Raw genomic sequence first — 15,413 nt, forward strand, 5'->3', positions numbered from 1 at the left:
GAACACCTCCCTCAGAAAGCTACGGACAGGTCGAGAAACCAGGGCGGCAGGACGCGCAGCGCCCAGGCCTCGGCCAGGTGATGAAGTCGGAACAGGATGGCGAGGCCGACGGCGATGAAGAGCACCCCCAGCAGGGGCCGCGCCGTCTGGGCAAAGCGCTGCAGGCCCGCGCGATGCCGCGCCAGAAGACCCCGCGCGCCATAGCCCAGCCCCAGGATCAGGGTCGAGACCCCGGCGGCGAAGCCCAGCATGATCACGCCCGCGCGCATCAGGCTCTCGCCCGAGGCCGCAAGCGAGATCGCTCCGCCCAGGGTGGGCCCCACGCAGGGGCTCCAGACCGCGCCCAGAAGCAGGCCGCCCAGGAACTGGCCCCGCGCGCCCGTCGCCTCGATGCGGGTGATACGCTGATCGGCACCTGCGGCGATCCCGCCGGTGGCCGAGGCAAAGGCATGGCTGAAGCGCGGCACCAGCAGCACCGCGCCGAAGGCGATCATCAGCGACGCGCCGATCTGTCCGACCAGCACCTCGTCGATGCCAAGCGCATAGCCGAAGCCCGAGACCAGCAGCCCGAGGCTGACGAAGGACAGGCTCATCCCCGCCGCCAGCGCCAGCGGGCCACGGGGGCTGGCCTGAAGGGCCGAGCCCAGCACGATGGGCAGCACCGGCAGGACGCAGGGGTTGATCAGGGTCAGCAGCCCGGCGAGATATGCGAAGACGATCTCCATGGGCGGTAAATTGCCGCCCAATGCCCCTCACTGTCATCCGAACTCTGCGTGAGAATCCGGCGGCAAATGTTTCAGACTGACTGCCGCACCGCTGCGGTTTCGGGGTTGCCGGTGTTCGGCGTGCCGGCGGGCTCGATCAGCAGCAGATGCGCCTCTTCGCGGGCGAAGGGGCAATGTTCGACGCCCTTGGGCACCACGAACATCTCGCCTTCGCGCAGGGTGACGGTGCGGTCGCGCATGCGGATCTCGATCTCTCCCTTCAGGACGAGGAAGAAGTCATCGGTGTCGGCGTGGGAATGCCAGGTGAATTCCCCCTGCACCTTCACCACCATCACGTCATGGCCGTTGAAGCTGGCAACGCCGCGCGGCGACCAGTGCTCATCGAAGAGCGAGAGTTTCCGGGCAAGGTTCACGGCGTCGGTCATGTCATTCTCCTGCGGTCTTGAGCGGCGCGGCAACCACCGCGGGCTGCTTGGACAATTGCACCGCCAGGATCCCCGCCGCAACGATCGCGACGCCCAGGATGTCCAGCGGCCCCACCTTTTCGCCCAGCACCACGGCGGCGACAAGCACGCCGAAGAAGGGGTTGAGGAAGTGGAAGGTCGCCGCCTTCACCGCGCCGATGCGACCGACGAGGACGAACCACAGGAAGGTCGCGGCCACGCCGGGGATCAGCACCGTGTAGGAGAAGGCCAGCACCAGCGACAGGTCCCAGCTGACCGCCCAGGTCTCGACGAAGGGCGAGACCACGCCAAGGCAGGCCGCGCCGACCAGCATCTGCAGCCCGACGACCATCAGCACATTGCCCCCGGACGAGGCCCCGCGCGCCGAAAGCGTGGCCACGGAAAGCGCCGCCGTGCCCAGCACGCAGATCGCCACGCCCAGCAGATCCGCGCCGCCCGACAGCCGCGTGCCCATGATCAGCCCGGCCCCGATGACACCCAGGACAAGGCCCCCGACGGCCATGGGCCGCAGCTTCTCGCCCAGCACCAGCCAGCCGAAGAGGCCGACCATCAGCGGCATGGTCGAGGCGATGATCGAGGCCAGCGAGGCTTCGATCCACTGCATGGCGACGAAGAAGAGACCGAGGTAGAGCGCGTTCTGGCAGACCCCGAAGATCAGCGTTGCCTTCCACTGGCCACGGGTCAGGCGCAGCTTCTGGCCAAGCGCCCAGGCCAGGCCCATGGCGATGACGCCCGAGATCAGGAAACGCGCCGAAAGCGAGAGCAGCGGCGGGGCGTGCTCGACGATGATCCGGGCCGAGGTGAAGGCGCTGGACCACATCAGCACGAAGGTGATGCCCATGATGATCGCGCGAATGTCCATCTGCCGCTCCTGTCTTCAAACTGGCCTCCGGGATATGCCAGATCACGGCGACGGGGGAACCCCTCTGGCCGGGCAGCTGCCATGCAGTCGCGGCAGAGCCGTCATGTCAATTTCGCACAGCCGCAGACTTTTCTCATTTATTTCAGCACCTTGGGAATCTTACCGGACGCATGCTCAACAGCGGCCCCGGACGGAAATTACTTGAATGATCAGCACATGCATTTAATTAGACTGCTAACCATTAGCCTGCTAATCAAATCAAGGCACCCGCCATGACCCAGCCCAAGATGCCGCATTCGATCACCCTGACAAGCACCCGGCTCAGCCGTGCAATGCGCAAGTGCTATGACGCCCTGGCCCGCCAGCGCGGGATCTCCTACGCGCGGATGGAAGCGCTGCTGGTGATCCGCAACCAGGAGGGCCTCAGCCAAACCGAGCTGGCCGAGCGCCTGATGATCGAGACCCCGACCCTGAATCGTACCCTCGACGGGCTGGAGCGCGACGGCTACGTCGCCCGCCTTGCCGACAAGGCCGACAAGCGTATCCGCCGGGTGGTGCTGACCGAGAGCGCCCGCGCCGAGGCCGATGAGCTGACCGCCTTCTCTGCCGGTCTGCGCGATGCGCTGGTGGCGGGCATCCCCGAGGCAGAGCTCGATGCCGCCGAGGCGACGCTGGACAAGATCTTTGCCAACCTCGACCGGCTCTCCAGGGCAAAGGGCCGGGACAATGGCTGAGACAACACCGCCGGCATCCCCCTCCGCCGCGCCCGGCATGGGCGAGGCCGAGGTGCAGCACCCGCCGCTGCGGATCGCCGCCTTCCTCTTCGCCGGAGCGCTGATCGCCATCAGCCAGTCACTGGGCCAAGGTTTCCTGCTGGCCAATTCCGGCCAGATCGCCGGAGAGATCGGCGCCACCCAGACCCAGGCCATATGGCTGACCGTCGCCTACATGGCGCCGCGCGCCTCGCTGCCGGTCCTGCTGATCAAGATCCGCACCCAATACGGCCTGCGCCGCTTCGCCGAGGTCGGCATCCTGGCCTATGTGGTCACCGCGCTGCTTGGTTTCTTCATCTCGGACCTGCAATCGGCCATCGCCATGGAACTGCTGGCCGGTATCGCCGCCGCGCCGCTGTCGAGCCTCGCCTTCCTCTACATGCTGGAAACCCTGCCGACGAAGGCCAAGCTTTCGGTCGGTCTCTGCGGCGCGCTGACGCTGATCATGCTGGGCAGTAGCCTGGCGCGTGTGATCTCTCCGCCACTGTGGGAGCTCGGCGGCTGGCAGGCGCTGAAGTTCTTCGACTTGGGGATGATCCTGCTGGCGCTGCCCTTCATCCTCTACCTGCCCCTGGGCCACCAGCCGCGCGAGAAGGTGATCTCGGGCAAGGACCTGCTGTCCTATGCGCTGATCGCCGCAGGCTTTGCCGGCATCACGGCGGTTTTCGCCTGGGGCACGGTGCATTGGTGGGCCCAGACCCCCTGGCTGGGCCTGGTGCTGGCCGGGTCGCTGGCGGTGCTGACCCTGGCCGCGGTGATCGAGCTCGGCCGCGAAGCGCCGCTGCTCGACATCCGCTGGCTGGCCTCGCCGCAGATCCTGCATCTGACGGCGGTGCTTCTGCTCTTCCGTATCGTGCTGTCGGAACAGAGCACGGGCGCGCCGGGGCTGTTCCAGTCCCTCGGCATGGGCGCCTGGCAGCTGCGCGGCCTCTTCGCGGTGATCGTCGCGGCCAGCCTTGCCGGCGGTGTCGCCTGCGCGCTGGCCATCGGCCCGAAGACCGTGCCGCTGATCCATGCGCTGGCCCTGGCGCTGATCGCCACGGGCGCCTTCCTCGACAGCCAGTCGACGGTGCTGACCCGCCCCGCCGATCTCTACCTCAGCCAGGGCATGATCGCCTTCGCCGGCGCCATCTTCCTGCCCTCGGCCATGGCCATCGGCCTGATGCTGGCGCTGCAGAAGGGGCCGCAATACCTGCTGAGCTTCATCATCGTCTTCCTGTCGACGCAAAGCCTTGGCGGCATCATCGGCTCGGGCCTCTTCCGCAGCTTCATCCGCCTGCGCGCCTCGCACCACGGGGCCGCCCTGAAAGAGCAGCTGCTGGCCGGTGATCCCGCCGTCACCCAGCTGATCGCGGGGCTGAGCCGCGGGCTCTCGACCCAGACCACCGATGCCGGCGCGATGCAGGCCGGTGCGGTGCAGCTCATCGGTTCCGAGCTGACGTCCCAGGCCACGGTGCTGGCCTACAACGATGCCTTCCTGCTGCTCGGCGCCGTGGCGACGGCAGCGCTTCTCCTCCTTCTCATCCACCTGGCCTGGCTGATCCGCAGCCGTGCCACGGGCGCCGAAGCGCCCGCTCAAGCCTGAGGTCCCCCCATGTCCCTCCTGAAGAAATCGAAACACGCCCTGGTCATCCTGCTGCTCGGCTGCGCCGGGCTGGGCTTTGTCCTTTACGCCTGGCAGCTGCCGCCCTTCGACAGCCATGTCGCCCGGACCGAGAACGCCTATATCCGGGGCCAGGTCACCGCCATCGCGCCGCAGCTCTCGGGCCATGTCACCGAGGTCGCCGTGCAGGACTTCCAGCAGGTCGAGGCCGGAGACGTCCTGGTCCGTCTCGATGACCGCAAGCTGAAAGAAGCCGTGGCCAAGGCCACCGCCGCGCTGGACAGCGCCCGCGCCAGCCTGCAGGGCAACGCCCAGGCGATCCGCTCGGCCGAAGCCACCGTCACCGCCCGCCGCGCGGCCCTTGCCTCGGCCGAGGCACAGCTGGCCGTGGCGCAAAGCTCCTGGGATCGCTACGCCCGGCTGAAAGAGCACGAGGTCGTCTCGGCCAGCGCCTTCGACCAGGCGGAGCTCTCGCTGAAACAGGCCCAGGCCGCCGTCGACCAGGCCCATAGCGCCATCGCCGTGGCAGAGGAAAGCGTCGCCGGCGCCCGGCTGCAAAGCAGCGCGCTCGCGGCCTCGGTCGCCTCGGCGGAGGCCTCTCTCGAGCTGGCCCGGATCGACCTCGGCAACGCGGTGGTGCGGGCGCCCGAAAGCGGCAGGCTGGGCCAGGTCTCGGTGCGGGTAGGCCAGTTCGTCACCGCCGGCAGCACCCTGATGTCCCACGTGGCGCCGCAGACCTGGGTCATCGCCAACCTGCGCGAAACCCAGGTCGGCGGAATACTGCCGGGCCAGCGCGTCAGCTTCACCGTCGACGCCTTGGGGCACGAGACCTTCCACGGCGCGGTCGAGCGTTTCTCGCCCGCGACCGGCTCCGAGTTCTCGGTCCTCGCGGCCTCGAACGCCACCGGCAACTTCACCAAGGTGGCGCAGCGGGTGCCGGTCAGGATCTCGATCGACCCCGGCCAGCCCGACCTCGAGAAACTGGTTCCCGGCCTCTCGGTCGTGGTCGAGATCGAACGGACCTCGGCAGGCTGACCGAGCTGGGAGGGGCGGTGACGCCGGGCACCGCCCCCTGCCCCCATCCGATGGCTGAAAATACTGCGGGGGGAGGGGCTTCGCAGAAGCGCCGGGGGGCAGAGCCCCCAACCCGGCCTCGGCATGGGCACAACGCCCGAGGCCCAAAGGCCCAAATACCAACCATCTGATCAAAAAGAAAAAAGGCTGCCCAAGGGCAGCCTTCGATCACTGTTCCTGGCTTAGGCCGGAACGGAACCGATCACGCGTTGACGCTGTCTTTCAGCGCTTTCGCGATGGTCATTTTCACGACCTTGTCGGCTTCTTTCTTGATCTGCTGGCCAGTGGCCGGGTTGCGGACCATGCGCTCGGGGCGCTCGCGGCAATAGATCTTGCCAACGCCGGGCAGGGTCACAGCGCCACCTTCGGACACTTCCTTGGTAATGACAGCCACCACGGCATCCAGCGCGGCGGAGGCGGTCTTCTTGTCTTCGCCCATTTCCTCGGCCAGTGCGGCCACGAGCTGGGTCTTCGTCATCGGCTTTGCCATTCAAGGTCTCCTTTTGCTGCCCGATGTCTTGGGCCTCGTGCGCCGCATATAACCGGATGTAGCGGAAAGGCACAATAAATAGAGTAAGTTTTCTTGCCTTTTCTGACCCTGCGTGACCTTTCCGACCATTTGGTCAGTTTCAATCAGAGGAAGGCGGTTTCATCGAAGCTGCGCAACTTGCGGCTGTGCATACGTTCAAGGGGCATGTCGCGCAGGGATTCCATGGCGCGGATGCCGATCATCAGGTGACGGCTGACCTGGGTCTTGTAGAAATCCGACGCCATGCCCGGCAGTTTCAGCTCGCCATGCAGCGGCTTGTCCGAGATGCAAAGCAGCGTGCCATAGGGCACCCGGAAGCGGAAACCGTTGGCGGCGATGGTGGCGCTTTCCATGTCCAGCGCCACGGCGCGGGATTGCGACAGCCGCTGCACCGGGCCGCGCTGGTCGCGCAACTCCCAGTTCCGATTGTCGAGCGTCGCCACGGTGCCGGTCCGCATGATCCGCTTCAGGTCGTAACCTTCCAGCTGGGTCTCTTTCTCGACCGCCTCTTCCAGGGCCACCTGGATCTCGGCCAGGGCCGGGATCGGCACCCAGACGGGCAGGTCGTCGTCCAGCACCTTGTCCTCGCGCAGGTAGGCATGGGCCAGGACGAAATCGCCCAGGTTCTGGCTATTCCTCAGGCCGGCGCAATGGCCGACCATGATCCAGGCATGGGGACGCAGCACCGCGATATGGTCGGTCGCGGTCTTGGCGTTCGACGGGCCCACCCCGATGTTGACCAGCGTGATCCCCCCGCCGCCGGGGCGCTTCAGGTGGTAGCTGGGCATCTGCGGCATCTTGGTGGTCGGCGGAATCGCCTCGTCAGGACCCGAGATCTCGACATTGCCGGTCGAGACGAAGGAGGTATAGCCGCTGTCGGGATCGGCCAGCATCTTGCGGGCATAGGCCTCGAATTCGCTGACGTAGAACTGGTAGTTGGTGAACAACACGTGGTTCTGGAAATGCTCGGCATCGGTCGCGGTGTAATGCGACAGACGCGCCAGCGAGTAATCCACCCGCTGCGCGGTGAAGGGGGCCAGGGGGCCGGCGCCATCGGGGCCCGGCTCATAGACGCCATTGACGATATCGTCGTTGGTGGTGGTCAGGTCCGGCACGTCGAAGACATCGCGCAGGATGAACTTGGCGGCACCTTCCTGCGGCACGGTGATCCCGGCATTGGCCACCGCGAAATGCACCGGCATCGGCGTGTCGGAATAGCCGATCTCGACATGGGTGCGGTAGTTCTCGATCAGCTGGCCGATCTGCTGCAGCAGGTAGTTGCGGAAGAGGTCGGGCCGGGTGATCGTCGCCGCATAGACGCCGGGCATCGAGACATGGCCGAAGCTCAGACGCGAGTCGATCTGGGCGAAGCTCTGGGTGGTCAGGCGGACTTCCGGGTAGAAGGCGCGGATGCGGCCCTCGGGGCGGCGGCCATCGGCCATGGCCTTCAGGAAATGGTCGCGCAGGAACTCGGCCGCCTCGTCGTAAAGTTGGGCGAGCCTGTCGACGGCGGCCTCCGCATCAGAGAAACGCTCGGACGGGCCGGAGGTCGGCGTCAGGATCTGGTCCATCATGGATGACTCCTTTCTGCCCTTTCTGATGCGCATCGAAGACGGGTGCAAGACCCGAGGCACCCTCTGGCAGGAGCGGTCATGAAGATGTCACGCAGGCGCAGGCTTGCCAGATCGGCGCGAAGACCGCATCTGTGGTGCATGACCAAGATCCTGCTCTCCTTCGGGCATGGCTATTCCGCCCGCGCCCTCACCCGCCTGCTGCTGCCCGAGGGCTGGCAGATCCACGGCACGACCCGCTCCGACGACAAGGCCGAGGCGCTCTCTGCCGCAGGCGTGACGCCCCACCTGATGCCGGGAGAGGACCTCGGGCCCCTGATCGACAGCGCCAGTCACCTGCTGATCTCGGCCGGTCCCGATGCCGAGGGGGACCCGGTGCTGCGTCTCTGGCGCGACCGTATCGCCGCCAATGCCGCCCGCTACGACTGGGTGGGCTACCTTTCGACCACCGGCGTCTACGGCGATCACGGCGGCGGCTGGGTCGACGAGGACACCCCGCTGACCCCCTCCACCCGGCGCGGCAAGTGGCGGGTCGAGGCCGAGGCCGCCTGGCAGTCCATCCCCGGCCTGCCGCTGCATATCTTCCGCCTGGCCGGCATCTACGGCCCCGGTCGCGGGGCCCTGTCCAAGGTCCGTTCCGGCAAGGCGCGGCGGATCATCAAGGAAGGCCAGGTCTTCTCGCGCATCCATGTCGATGACATCGCCCAGGTCCTGGCGGCCTCCATCGCGCGGCCCAACCCCGGCGCGGCCTACAACCTCTGCGACGACGACCCGGCCCCGCCGCAGGAGGTCATTGCCCATGCCTGCGAGCTTCTGGGCAAGCCCCTGCCCCCCGAAGAGCCCTTCGAGACCGCCGAGATGACCCCCATGGCCCGCAGTTTCTACGCCGAAAGCAAGCGGGTACGGAACGACCGCATCAAGCGGGAGCTGGGTGTCAAACTGCTCTACCCGACCTATCGCGACAGCCTTGGCGCCATGCTGGAGCAGGAAAATGACCGATCCCGGTGAACCAGCGCGCCGCGCAGGCGTTGTGCCTGAATGGAACAGGTGGTCCGACACATGAGCGAAACGCAACAGGCCGCCGAACCGCGCCTGCGCAGCCTGGGCGATATCCTCGACAAGCTCGAGGGTGCGGCCCATGACGGAAAGGTCTCCATCGGAGACGTCGTGGACGAAGTTGGCACCCGCGCCTTCGCGCCGATCATCCTGGTGCCGGCGCTGATCCTGATCTCGCCGCTGTCGGGGATCTTCGGTCTGCCGACCCTTGGCGCCGCGCTGATCTTCCTGATCACCATCCAGAAACTGCTGGGCCGCAACCATGTCTGGCTGCCCCAGGTGCTGCAACGGCGCGAGGTCTCGGAAGGCAAGTTGCAGAAGGCGATCTCCTGGCTGCGCAAACCCTGTGGCTGGGTCGACCGGCGCACCCACACGCGACTGACCGTGCTGGTCTCGCGCCCGGCCAACGTGGTGACCCTGCTGGTCATCCTGGGCATCTGCCTGGTGATCCCGGCGCTCGAGATCCTGCCCATGGTCACCTCGATCTTCGCCGTGGCCATCTCTCTCTTCGCCATCGGCCTGCTGACCCGAGACGGTCTGTTTACCCTGCTGGGCTACACCCAGGTGGCGCTGTCGAGCGGGTTGGTGCTGTGGCTGCTGACAGGCGGCGCAGGAGGGGGCTGATCAGGCGTCGCCAAAGTAGTCTTCGTCGACACCCTTGACCACATAGGTCTGCCGGGAACGGACTCCGACCCCATGGCGGATCATAAGTTCCGCAAGCCTGCGTCCGTCGATCAGGACAACGCGCTGCTGAACCCGATCAAGGAAGGCAATCGCCTCGCGCGAGAAGCTGGAGGTGGTGACGAACACGCCCTTGGTCGCGCTGACGCCAACAAGGCTGCCGATAAATTCGCGGATTGCGGGACTTCCAACGGTATTCTTGGGATCGTATCGCTTGGCCTGAATGTAGACCGCATCCAACCCAAGAGGGTCTTCGTTGACCACACCGTCAATACCGCCGTCACTGGACTTGCCTAACCGCTCTGCCATCTGACGCTTTCCGTCGCCGTACCCCATGGCGAGAAGCAGGTCGACAATAAGCTGCTCGAAGCGCGTGGGGTCCATGCCAAGCACAGCTTCCAACAGGTCGCTTTCAAGCGCCGAAAAGAGTTCTGCCGCCGCCGCCTCCAGGGCCTCTTCCGGAGGAAGACTGGTAGCTTGCGCTGGCGTTTTCGCCGTGTCGCCCACGGCACCCGGTTGCGTACTATCCCGGTCAGGCACCCTCCATTCCTCGAAGGTCTCGAATTGAGCGAGTGTGGCATTCCCTATTGGACCGGAGTGCGACCTGAGAAGTTTGCGTCCCAGATCGGTAATCTCATGAAAACCGCGCCTCGAAGACTGCACCAGTCCAGCCTTGGAAAGATAAGTCCGCGCCCAATGAGCTCTGTTTGCCAAGACGGTTTGGGTGCCACTGGGAAGCAGCTCCTCGACCTCATCGGGTGTCAGATCATAACGTTCTATCAAAGACGGAAGAATATCCCGGACGCGATGCGCATTCCCATCTGAGAGAGCTTCCAATACCGGTCTCATCAAGGTCTGGTAGTCTGGAACAGGCATGGCGTCTCCGATGCGATCTGGCGTCAGGCCCTCTTCCCCAGCCGTTCCACGCCCAGCACGTCCAGCGCCTTGGCTTCGATGTCCTCGGCGTTGAGGCCTGCGGTGGCGTACATGTCCGCCGGGCTGGACTGGTCGATGAAGGTATCGGGCAGCACCATCGAGCGGAATTTCAGACCCTTGTCGAAGACACCCTCGTCGGCCAGCAGCTGCGCCACGTGGCTGCCGAAGCCGCCGATGGCGCCTTCCTCGATGGTGATCAGGGCTTCGTGGTCGGCGGCAAGCTGCAGGATCATCTCACGGTCCAGCGGCTTGGCGAAACGGGCGTCGGCGACGGTGGGGGTGATGCCGCGCGCTGAAAGCGCCTCGGCGGCGTCCTGGACCTCTTTCAGGCGGGCACCGAAGGTCAGCAGCGCCACGCGCCCGCCCTCCTGGATCATCCGGCCCTTGCCGATCTCCAGCGGCACGCCCTTCTCGGGCATCTCGACGCCCACGCCCTCGCCGCGCGGGTAACGGAAGGCGATGGGACCCTCGTCATGGGCGGCGGCGGTGGCGACCATGTGCTTCAGCTCGGCCTCGTCGGCGGCGGCCATGACGACCATGCCGGGCAGGTTGGCCATGAAGGCCACGTCGAAGCTGCCCGCATGGGTGGCGCCATCGGCGCCCACCAGGCCGGCGCGGTCGATGGCGAAGCGCACGGGAAGGCGCTGGATCGCCACGTCATGCACCACCTGGTCGTAGCCGCGCTGCAGGAAGGTCGAATACATCGCGCAGAAGGGCCGCAGCCCGCCTGCGGCCAGCGCCGCGGCGAAGGTCACCCCGTGCTGCTCGGCGATGCCCACGTCGAAGGTGCGCGAGGGGTAGCGCTCGGCCATCAGCTGCAGGCCTGTGCCATCGGGCATGGCGGCGGTGACGGCGCAGACGCGGCTGTCCTCGGCGGCCAGACGCACCAGCTCGTCCCCGAAGACCGAGGTGTAGCTGGGCGCGTTAGACGGCGCCTTCTTCTGCTTGCCCGAGGGCACGTCGAACTTGGCGGTGGCGTGGCCCTTGTCCGAGGCGCGCTCGGCTGGGGCATAGCCCTTGCCCTTCTTCGTCACCACGTGGATCAGCACCGGCCCGGTGGCGCGCGCCTGCACGGTGCGCAGCACCGGCAGCAGCTGGCCCATGTCGTGGCCGTCCAGCGGACCGAGGTAGGAGAAACCCAGCTCTTCAAACAGCGTGCCGCCGACGGCCATGCCCTTCAGCATTTCCTTGGCCCGCTTGGCGCCTTCCTGGAAGGGCGGCGGCAGCAGCGAGACCGCGCCCTTGGCAGCTTCCTTGAAGCTCTGGAACGGGTCGCCCGCGTAGAGGCGGGACAGGTAATTGGACAAAGCGCCCACGGGCGGCGCGATGGACATCTCGTTGTCGTTCAGGATGACGATCATCCGCTTGCCCAGGTGGCCCGCGTTGTTCATCGCCTCGAAGGCCATGCCCGCCGACATGGCGCCATCGCCGATCACCGCGATCGCATCTCCCAGCCCCTCGGGCAGCTGGCCGCCCAGGTCGCGCGCCACGGCAAAGCCCAGGGCGGCGGAAATCGAGGTCGAGCTATGGGCCGCGCCGAAGGGGTCGTAGGGGCTTTCCGAACGCTTGGTGAAGCCCGACAGCCCGCCTTTCTGGCGCAGCGTGCGGATACGGTCACGGCGCCCGGTCAGGATCTTGTGCGGATAGCTCTGGTGGCTGACGTCCCAGATGATCTTGTCGCGCGGCGCCTCGAAGATCGCATGCAGCGCCACGGTCAGCTCGATCACGCCCAGGCCTGCGCCCAGGTGGCCGCCGGTTTCGGACACCGCGGCGATGGTCTCGGCCCGCAGCTCGTGGGCGAGACGCACGAGCTCGGCATCCGAAAGGCCCTTCATGTCCGCCGGGGTGACGATACGGTCAAGCAACGGGGTCTCGGGTCTGGAGGTCATGGGCTATGGCTCTTCGGGGCTGGGGGCGATCCGGGGCAGATCAGCTTTGGCGCGAGATAACGAAGCGGGCGGCTTGCCGCAAGTTTTCTGCTGCCTCACCATATGGGGCAAGGGCGTCACAGGCCAAGGAGACAAGTCGCCCCGCCTCGCTGCGGGCGGGCTCCAGCCCCATCAGCGAGACGAAAGTGGCCTTTCCGGCCGCCTCGTCCTTGCCGACGCGCTTGCCGGTGGCGGCCTCGTCGCCTTCGACGTCCAGGATGTCATCGGCAATCTGGAAGGCCAGGCCGAAGGCGCTGGCATAGGTCGAGAGCGGCGCGGGGTCCGCCCCGGCCATCACGGCACCCGCCGTGGCCGACCAGTCAAAGAGCGCGCCGGTCTTCAGTGCCTGCAAGCGGGTGATCTGATCCAGCGTCAGCGGGACAGAGGCGCTTTCGGCGGCGATATCCTGCACCTGCCCCAGCACCATGCCCTGGCCGCCGCCCGCGCGCGCCAGGCCCTGCATCAGCGCCAGGCGGCGCTCGGCGGGCAGGTCGAGGCCCGCGACCAGCTCGAAGGCCAGCGATTGCAGCGCGTCGCCGGTCAGCACGGCCATGGCCTCGTCCCACTTCACGTGGACGGTGGGCAACCCGCGGCGCAAGTCATCGTCATCCATGCAGGGCATGTCGTCATGTACCAGGGAATAGGCATGCAGCGCCTCGATGGCCGCCGCCGCATCCAGCGCGGGCGCCTCGGCCACGCCATGCAGCCGGGCGCTTTCCAGCACCAGGAAGGCGCGGAGCCGCTTGCCGCCGCCACAGGCATAGCGCATGGCCGCGCCCAGCTCTCCCTCGTAGCCCGAGAGTACCTTTTCCAGATGCGCGGTGACGGTCTCTGCCGTCCCGGCCAGCGCCGTCTTGAACAAGATCAGAGCCCCTCGACCGGCTTCAGACCGCTGGGGTTGCCGTCGCCATCCAGGGTGATCGCCGCAACCTTCTCTTCGGCCTCGGCCAGCTTCTTCTCGCAATGTTTCTTCAGCAGCGCGCCGCGCTCGTAGAGCTTGATCGAGGCCTCGAGCTCGACATCGCCGCGCTCGAGCTGGCCGACGACGCCTTCCAGCTCTTTCATGGCAGCCTCAAAGGACATTTCGGCGATCGGGGTATCGGACATCTGAGGGCTCCTTCGTGGCAGTCAGGCAGGACGATCGGGGCGTTTGCGCGCACCATAGCCCCGGCGCGAGGGCGGTTCAATTGAGCTTCTGGCGCGTTGACCTTGCCCGGCGACGGGGCGCAACATGGAGGAATGAACGCCCTGCTGGAAAATGCCGCCGAATTGCACCCCGAAGCCGCCGCCCAGGCCGCCCGGCGGCTGGCGGCCGTGCTTGCGGCCCGCGGCGGCGAGGCGGGCGAGATCCTGCACCTGGTGCCCGGTCGCCGCGCCGTCTTCGCGGGCAGCTGGCAGGGCGCGGAGGTGGTCTTTCACCTGGCGCTGGACCCAGAGCAGGCGCGCGCCTTCGCCTCGGGCTTCGCCGAGCAGACCCGCGTGCATGGCTACATGGGCCAGGGCGCCTTCCGGGTGCCCGAGCCGCTGGCCCTGCTGGAGGGCGGAGAGCTGACCGCCGTGGCCCGGATCGAGGGGCAGCCGCTGCTGCAGGCCATGTGGCAGGCCGAAGCCGGCGAACGCCCCGCCCTGCAGGCGCTTGGCGCGGGCTGGCTGGCCGCCCATGCGGCGCCCACGCTGGAGACAAGCCCGGTGAACCGGGGACCCTGGCGCAAGTGGGCCGACAAGGGGCTGGAGCAGCAGCCCCATGAGGCCCTGCGCGGGATCGAGACCCGCGTGGCGCAGAAGTTCCACGCCCTGTCGCGGCGCATGCGCGGGCAGGAGACCTGGCGCACGGCGCTTGGTCACGGGGATTTCCACCCCAACAACCTGATGCTGGACGGCGCGGGCCTGTGCTGGGGCATCGACCTCGGCGCCTCGACCCGCGCGCCGCTTTGCCGCGATATCGCCCGCTACCTGGTGCATGGGGCGCGACGCGGCATGCTGCCGTCGGGCCAGATGCGCTACGGGGTGGACGCGGGCGGCCTCCAGGCCTTTGCGCAGGCCTTTTCCCTGACGGATCAGGAGCTTGCCACTGACCTGCCTTTCTTCATCTGCCACGAGGTCCTGTCGCGGGTCGAGCATCCCCAGATGCCCGGCCGCCGCATCCGCCTGACCCAGGAGATGACGGAGGCCCTGTTCGAGGACATGCGCGCCCTGATGAAGGACTAGGCCCCGGCGGCAATCAGCCCGTCGACATGTACCGCCGCGGCCTCGGCCAGGGCTTCGAGGTTGTAGCCCCCCTCCAGGCAGGACACGAGCCGCCCGCCGCAGACCTTCGCCGCCAGCGCGGTCATCTGGTCGGTCAGCCAGGCGAAATCCTGTGTTTCCAGGTTCACCGAGGCGAGCGGGTCGTCCTTGTGGGCATCGAAGCCCGAGGACAGCAGGATCAACTCTGGCGCGAAGCTCTCGATCTTGGGCAGCACCTGCTGGGTGACGATCATCCGATAGGTCTCGCCATCGGTTTCGGGCGGCAGCGGGATGTTGCGGATCGTGTCGTGGGGGCCGTATTCGTCACGGTTGCCGGTGCCGGGATAGAGCGGCTGCTGATGGGTCGAGATGAACAGGATACGGCCGTCCGATTGCACCAGGTCCTGGGTGCCGTTGCCGTGGTGCACATCCGGGTCGAAGATCGCCACGCGCTTCAGGCCACGCCGCTCCAGCGCATGTTTCGCCGCGATGGCGACATTGCCGAAGAGGCAGAAGCCCATCGGGCTTTCCGTCTCGGCGTGGTGTCCCGGCGGACGGGTGGCGACGAAGGCATTGTCCGCGCGCCCGTCGAGCACCGCGTCCACGGCGGCAATCGCCCCGCCGGCGGCCCGCAGCGCCGCCCGCATCGAGCCCGGCGACATCCAGGTATCGGGGTCCATCTGGGTGATGCCCTCTGCGGGCTCCGAGCTGCGCACGTGGTCGATATAGCGCTGCGGATGGCAGAGACGCAGGTCGGCTTCTTCGGCCAGGGGGGCCTCATGGCGGTCCAGCGCCTTGCCCTCCAGCGCCGCCAGCACGTGACGCAAACGCGCCACCTGCTCCGGATGTCCTTCGGGGGTGACATGGGAGAGGCAGTCGGGATGGGTATAGAGCGCGGTGGTCATGGGGGCTTTCCGTCAGATGTCAGGCCCGGCAGAAAGCTGCGCCTCCGGCGGGCATACTTGGGGCAAGCTGAAAGGCGGAA

General features: G+C 67.0%; 16 protein-coding genes. 6 read left to right on the forward strand and 10 right to left on the reverse strand.

The genetic code is table 11. The annotated features are described in order from the left end of the window. Positions 1 to 11: 11 nt before the first annotated feature. The 3 genes from CRO50_RS01815 to CRO50_RS01825 form a co-directional block, all read right to left on the reverse strand. Positions 12 to 725, reverse strand: coding sequence for a cytochrome c biogenesis CcdA family protein (locus tag CRO50_RS01815; protein WP_097144160.1), 714 nt, complete (start codon positions 723 to 725; stop codon positions 12 to 14). 71 nt (positions 726 to 796) lie between these two features. Then, on the reverse strand, positions 797 to 1,150 hold the full coding sequence (locus CRO50_RS01820) for a cupin domain-containing protein (RefSeq protein WP_097144161.1): 354 nt from the start codon (positions 1,148 to 1,150) through the stop codon (positions 797 to 799). A gap of 1 nt (position 1,151) precedes the next feature. Continuing rightward, entirely contained in the window at positions 1,152 to 2,051 is a 900-nt protein-coding gene (locus tag CRO50_RS01825; RefSeq protein ID WP_097144162.1) for a DMT family transporter, read from the reverse strand. 272 nt (positions 2,052 to 2,323) lie between these two features. Between CRO50_RS01825 and CRO50_RS01830 the strand changes: the two genes are divergently transcribed. The 3 genes from CRO50_RS01830 to CRO50_RS01840 are packed head-to-tail and all read left to right on the forward strand — an operon-like array spanning position 2,324 to position 5,462. Continuing rightward, a complete protein-coding gene (locus CRO50_RS01830; RefSeq protein ID WP_097144163.1) occupies positions 2,324 to 2,785 on the forward strand; it encodes a MarR family winged helix-turn-helix transcriptional regulator in 462 nt (153 codons plus the stop codon). Continuing rightward, positions 2,778 to 4,409 (forward strand): MFS transporter, encoded by a 1,632-nt coding sequence (locus CRO50_RS01835; RefSeq protein ID WP_097144164.1) that lies wholly within the window; start codon positions 2,778 to 2,780, stop codon positions 4,407 to 4,409. The genes CRO50_RS01830 and CRO50_RS01835 overlap by 8 nt, the downstream gene beginning before the upstream one ends. A gap of 9 nt (positions 4,410 to 4,418) precedes the next feature. Beyond that, a complete protein-coding gene (locus CRO50_RS01840) occupies positions 4,419 to 5,462 on the forward strand; it encodes an HlyD family secretion protein (protein WP_097144165.1) in 1,044 nt (347 codons plus the stop codon). A 241-nt stretch (positions 5,463 to 5,703) separates the two neighbouring features. Here CRO50_RS01840 and CRO50_RS01845 read toward each other — a convergent pair whose 3' ends face one another. Both CRO50_RS01845 and CRO50_RS01850 read right to left on the reverse strand, forming a co-directional pair. Then, the gene (locus tag CRO50_RS01845) at positions 5,704 to 5,991 is read right to left on the reverse strand and encodes an HU family DNA-binding protein (protein WP_010141693.1); all 288 of its coding nucleotides are present in this window, start codon (positions 5,989 to 5,991) and stop codon (positions 5,704 to 5,706) included. Between the two features lie 143 nt (positions 5,992 to 6,134). Next, entirely contained in the window at positions 6,135 to 7,601 is a 1,467-nt protein-coding gene (locus tag CRO50_RS01850; RefSeq protein WP_097144680.1) for an AMP nucleosidase, read from the reverse strand. 141 nt (positions 7,602 to 7,742) lie between these two features. Between CRO50_RS01850 and CRO50_RS01855 the strand changes: the two genes are divergently transcribed. Both CRO50_RS01855 and CRO50_RS01860 read left to right on the forward strand, forming a co-directional pair. After that, the gene (locus CRO50_RS01855) at positions 7,743 to 8,609 is read left to right on the forward strand and encodes an SDR family oxidoreductase (protein ID WP_097144166.1); all 867 of its coding nucleotides are present in this window, start codon (positions 7,743 to 7,745) and stop codon (positions 8,607 to 8,609) included. A 51-nt stretch (positions 8,610 to 8,660) separates the two neighbouring features. Further along, complete coding sequence (locus CRO50_RS01860; RefSeq protein WP_097144167.1) at positions 8,661 to 9,281, forward strand: exopolysaccharide biosynthesis protein; 621 nt, start codon at positions 8,661 to 8,663, stop codon at positions 9,279 to 9,281. On the opposite strand, the gene CRO50_RS20345 is transcribed toward CRO50_RS01860, so the two are convergent. The 4 genes from CRO50_RS20345 to CRO50_RS01880 are packed head-to-tail and all read right to left on the reverse strand — an operon-like array spanning position 9,282 to position 13,309. Continuing rightward, the gene (locus CRO50_RS20345) at positions 9,282 to 10,214 is read right to left on the reverse strand and encodes a restriction endonuclease (RefSeq protein ID WP_097144168.1); all 933 of its coding nucleotides are present in this window, start codon (positions 10,212 to 10,214) and stop codon (positions 9,282 to 9,284) included. Positions 10,215 to 10,237: 23 nt separating this feature from the next. Next, on the reverse strand, positions 10,238 to 12,163 hold the full coding sequence (dxs, locus tag CRO50_RS01870; RefSeq protein WP_097144169.1) for a 1-deoxy-D-xylulose-5-phosphate synthase: 1,926 nt from the start codon (positions 12,161 to 12,163) through the stop codon (positions 10,238 to 10,240). A gap of 40 nt (positions 12,164 to 12,203) precedes the next feature. Further along, positions 12,204 to 13,064 (reverse strand): polyprenyl synthetase family protein, encoded by an 861-nt coding sequence (locus CRO50_RS01875; RefSeq protein WP_097144170.1) that lies wholly within the window; start codon positions 13,062 to 13,064, stop codon positions 12,204 to 12,206. A 2-nt stretch (positions 13,065 to 13,066) separates the two neighbouring features. Further along, positions 13,067 to 13,309, reverse strand: a complete 243-nt coding sequence (locus CRO50_RS01880; RefSeq protein ID WP_097144171.1) for an exodeoxyribonuclease VII small subunit — start codon at positions 13,307 to 13,309, stop codon at positions 13,067 to 13,069. Positions 13,310 to 13,441: 132 nt separating this feature from the next. Between CRO50_RS01880 and CRO50_RS01885 the strand changes: the two genes are divergently transcribed. Further along, positions 13,442 to 14,410, forward strand: coding sequence for a phosphotransferase (locus CRO50_RS01885; RefSeq protein WP_097144172.1), 969 nt, complete (start codon positions 13,442 to 13,444; stop codon positions 14,408 to 14,410). Here CRO50_RS01885 and CRO50_RS01890 read toward each other — a convergent pair. Beyond that, complete coding sequence (locus CRO50_RS01890) at positions 14,407 to 15,333, reverse strand: histone deacetylase family protein (protein ID WP_097144173.1); 927 nt, start codon at positions 15,331 to 15,333, stop codon at positions 14,407 to 14,409. The two genes, CRO50_RS01885 and CRO50_RS01890, sit on opposite strands and share 4 nt — an antisense overlap. Between the last annotated feature and the right edge of the window lie 80 nt (positions 15,334 to 15,413).

The organism is Pseudooceanicola antarcticus, assembly GCF_900215355.1.
GTDB lineage: Bacteria > Pseudomonadota > Alphaproteobacteria > Rhodobacterales > Rhodobacteraceae > Pseudooceanicola > Pseudooceanicola antarcticus.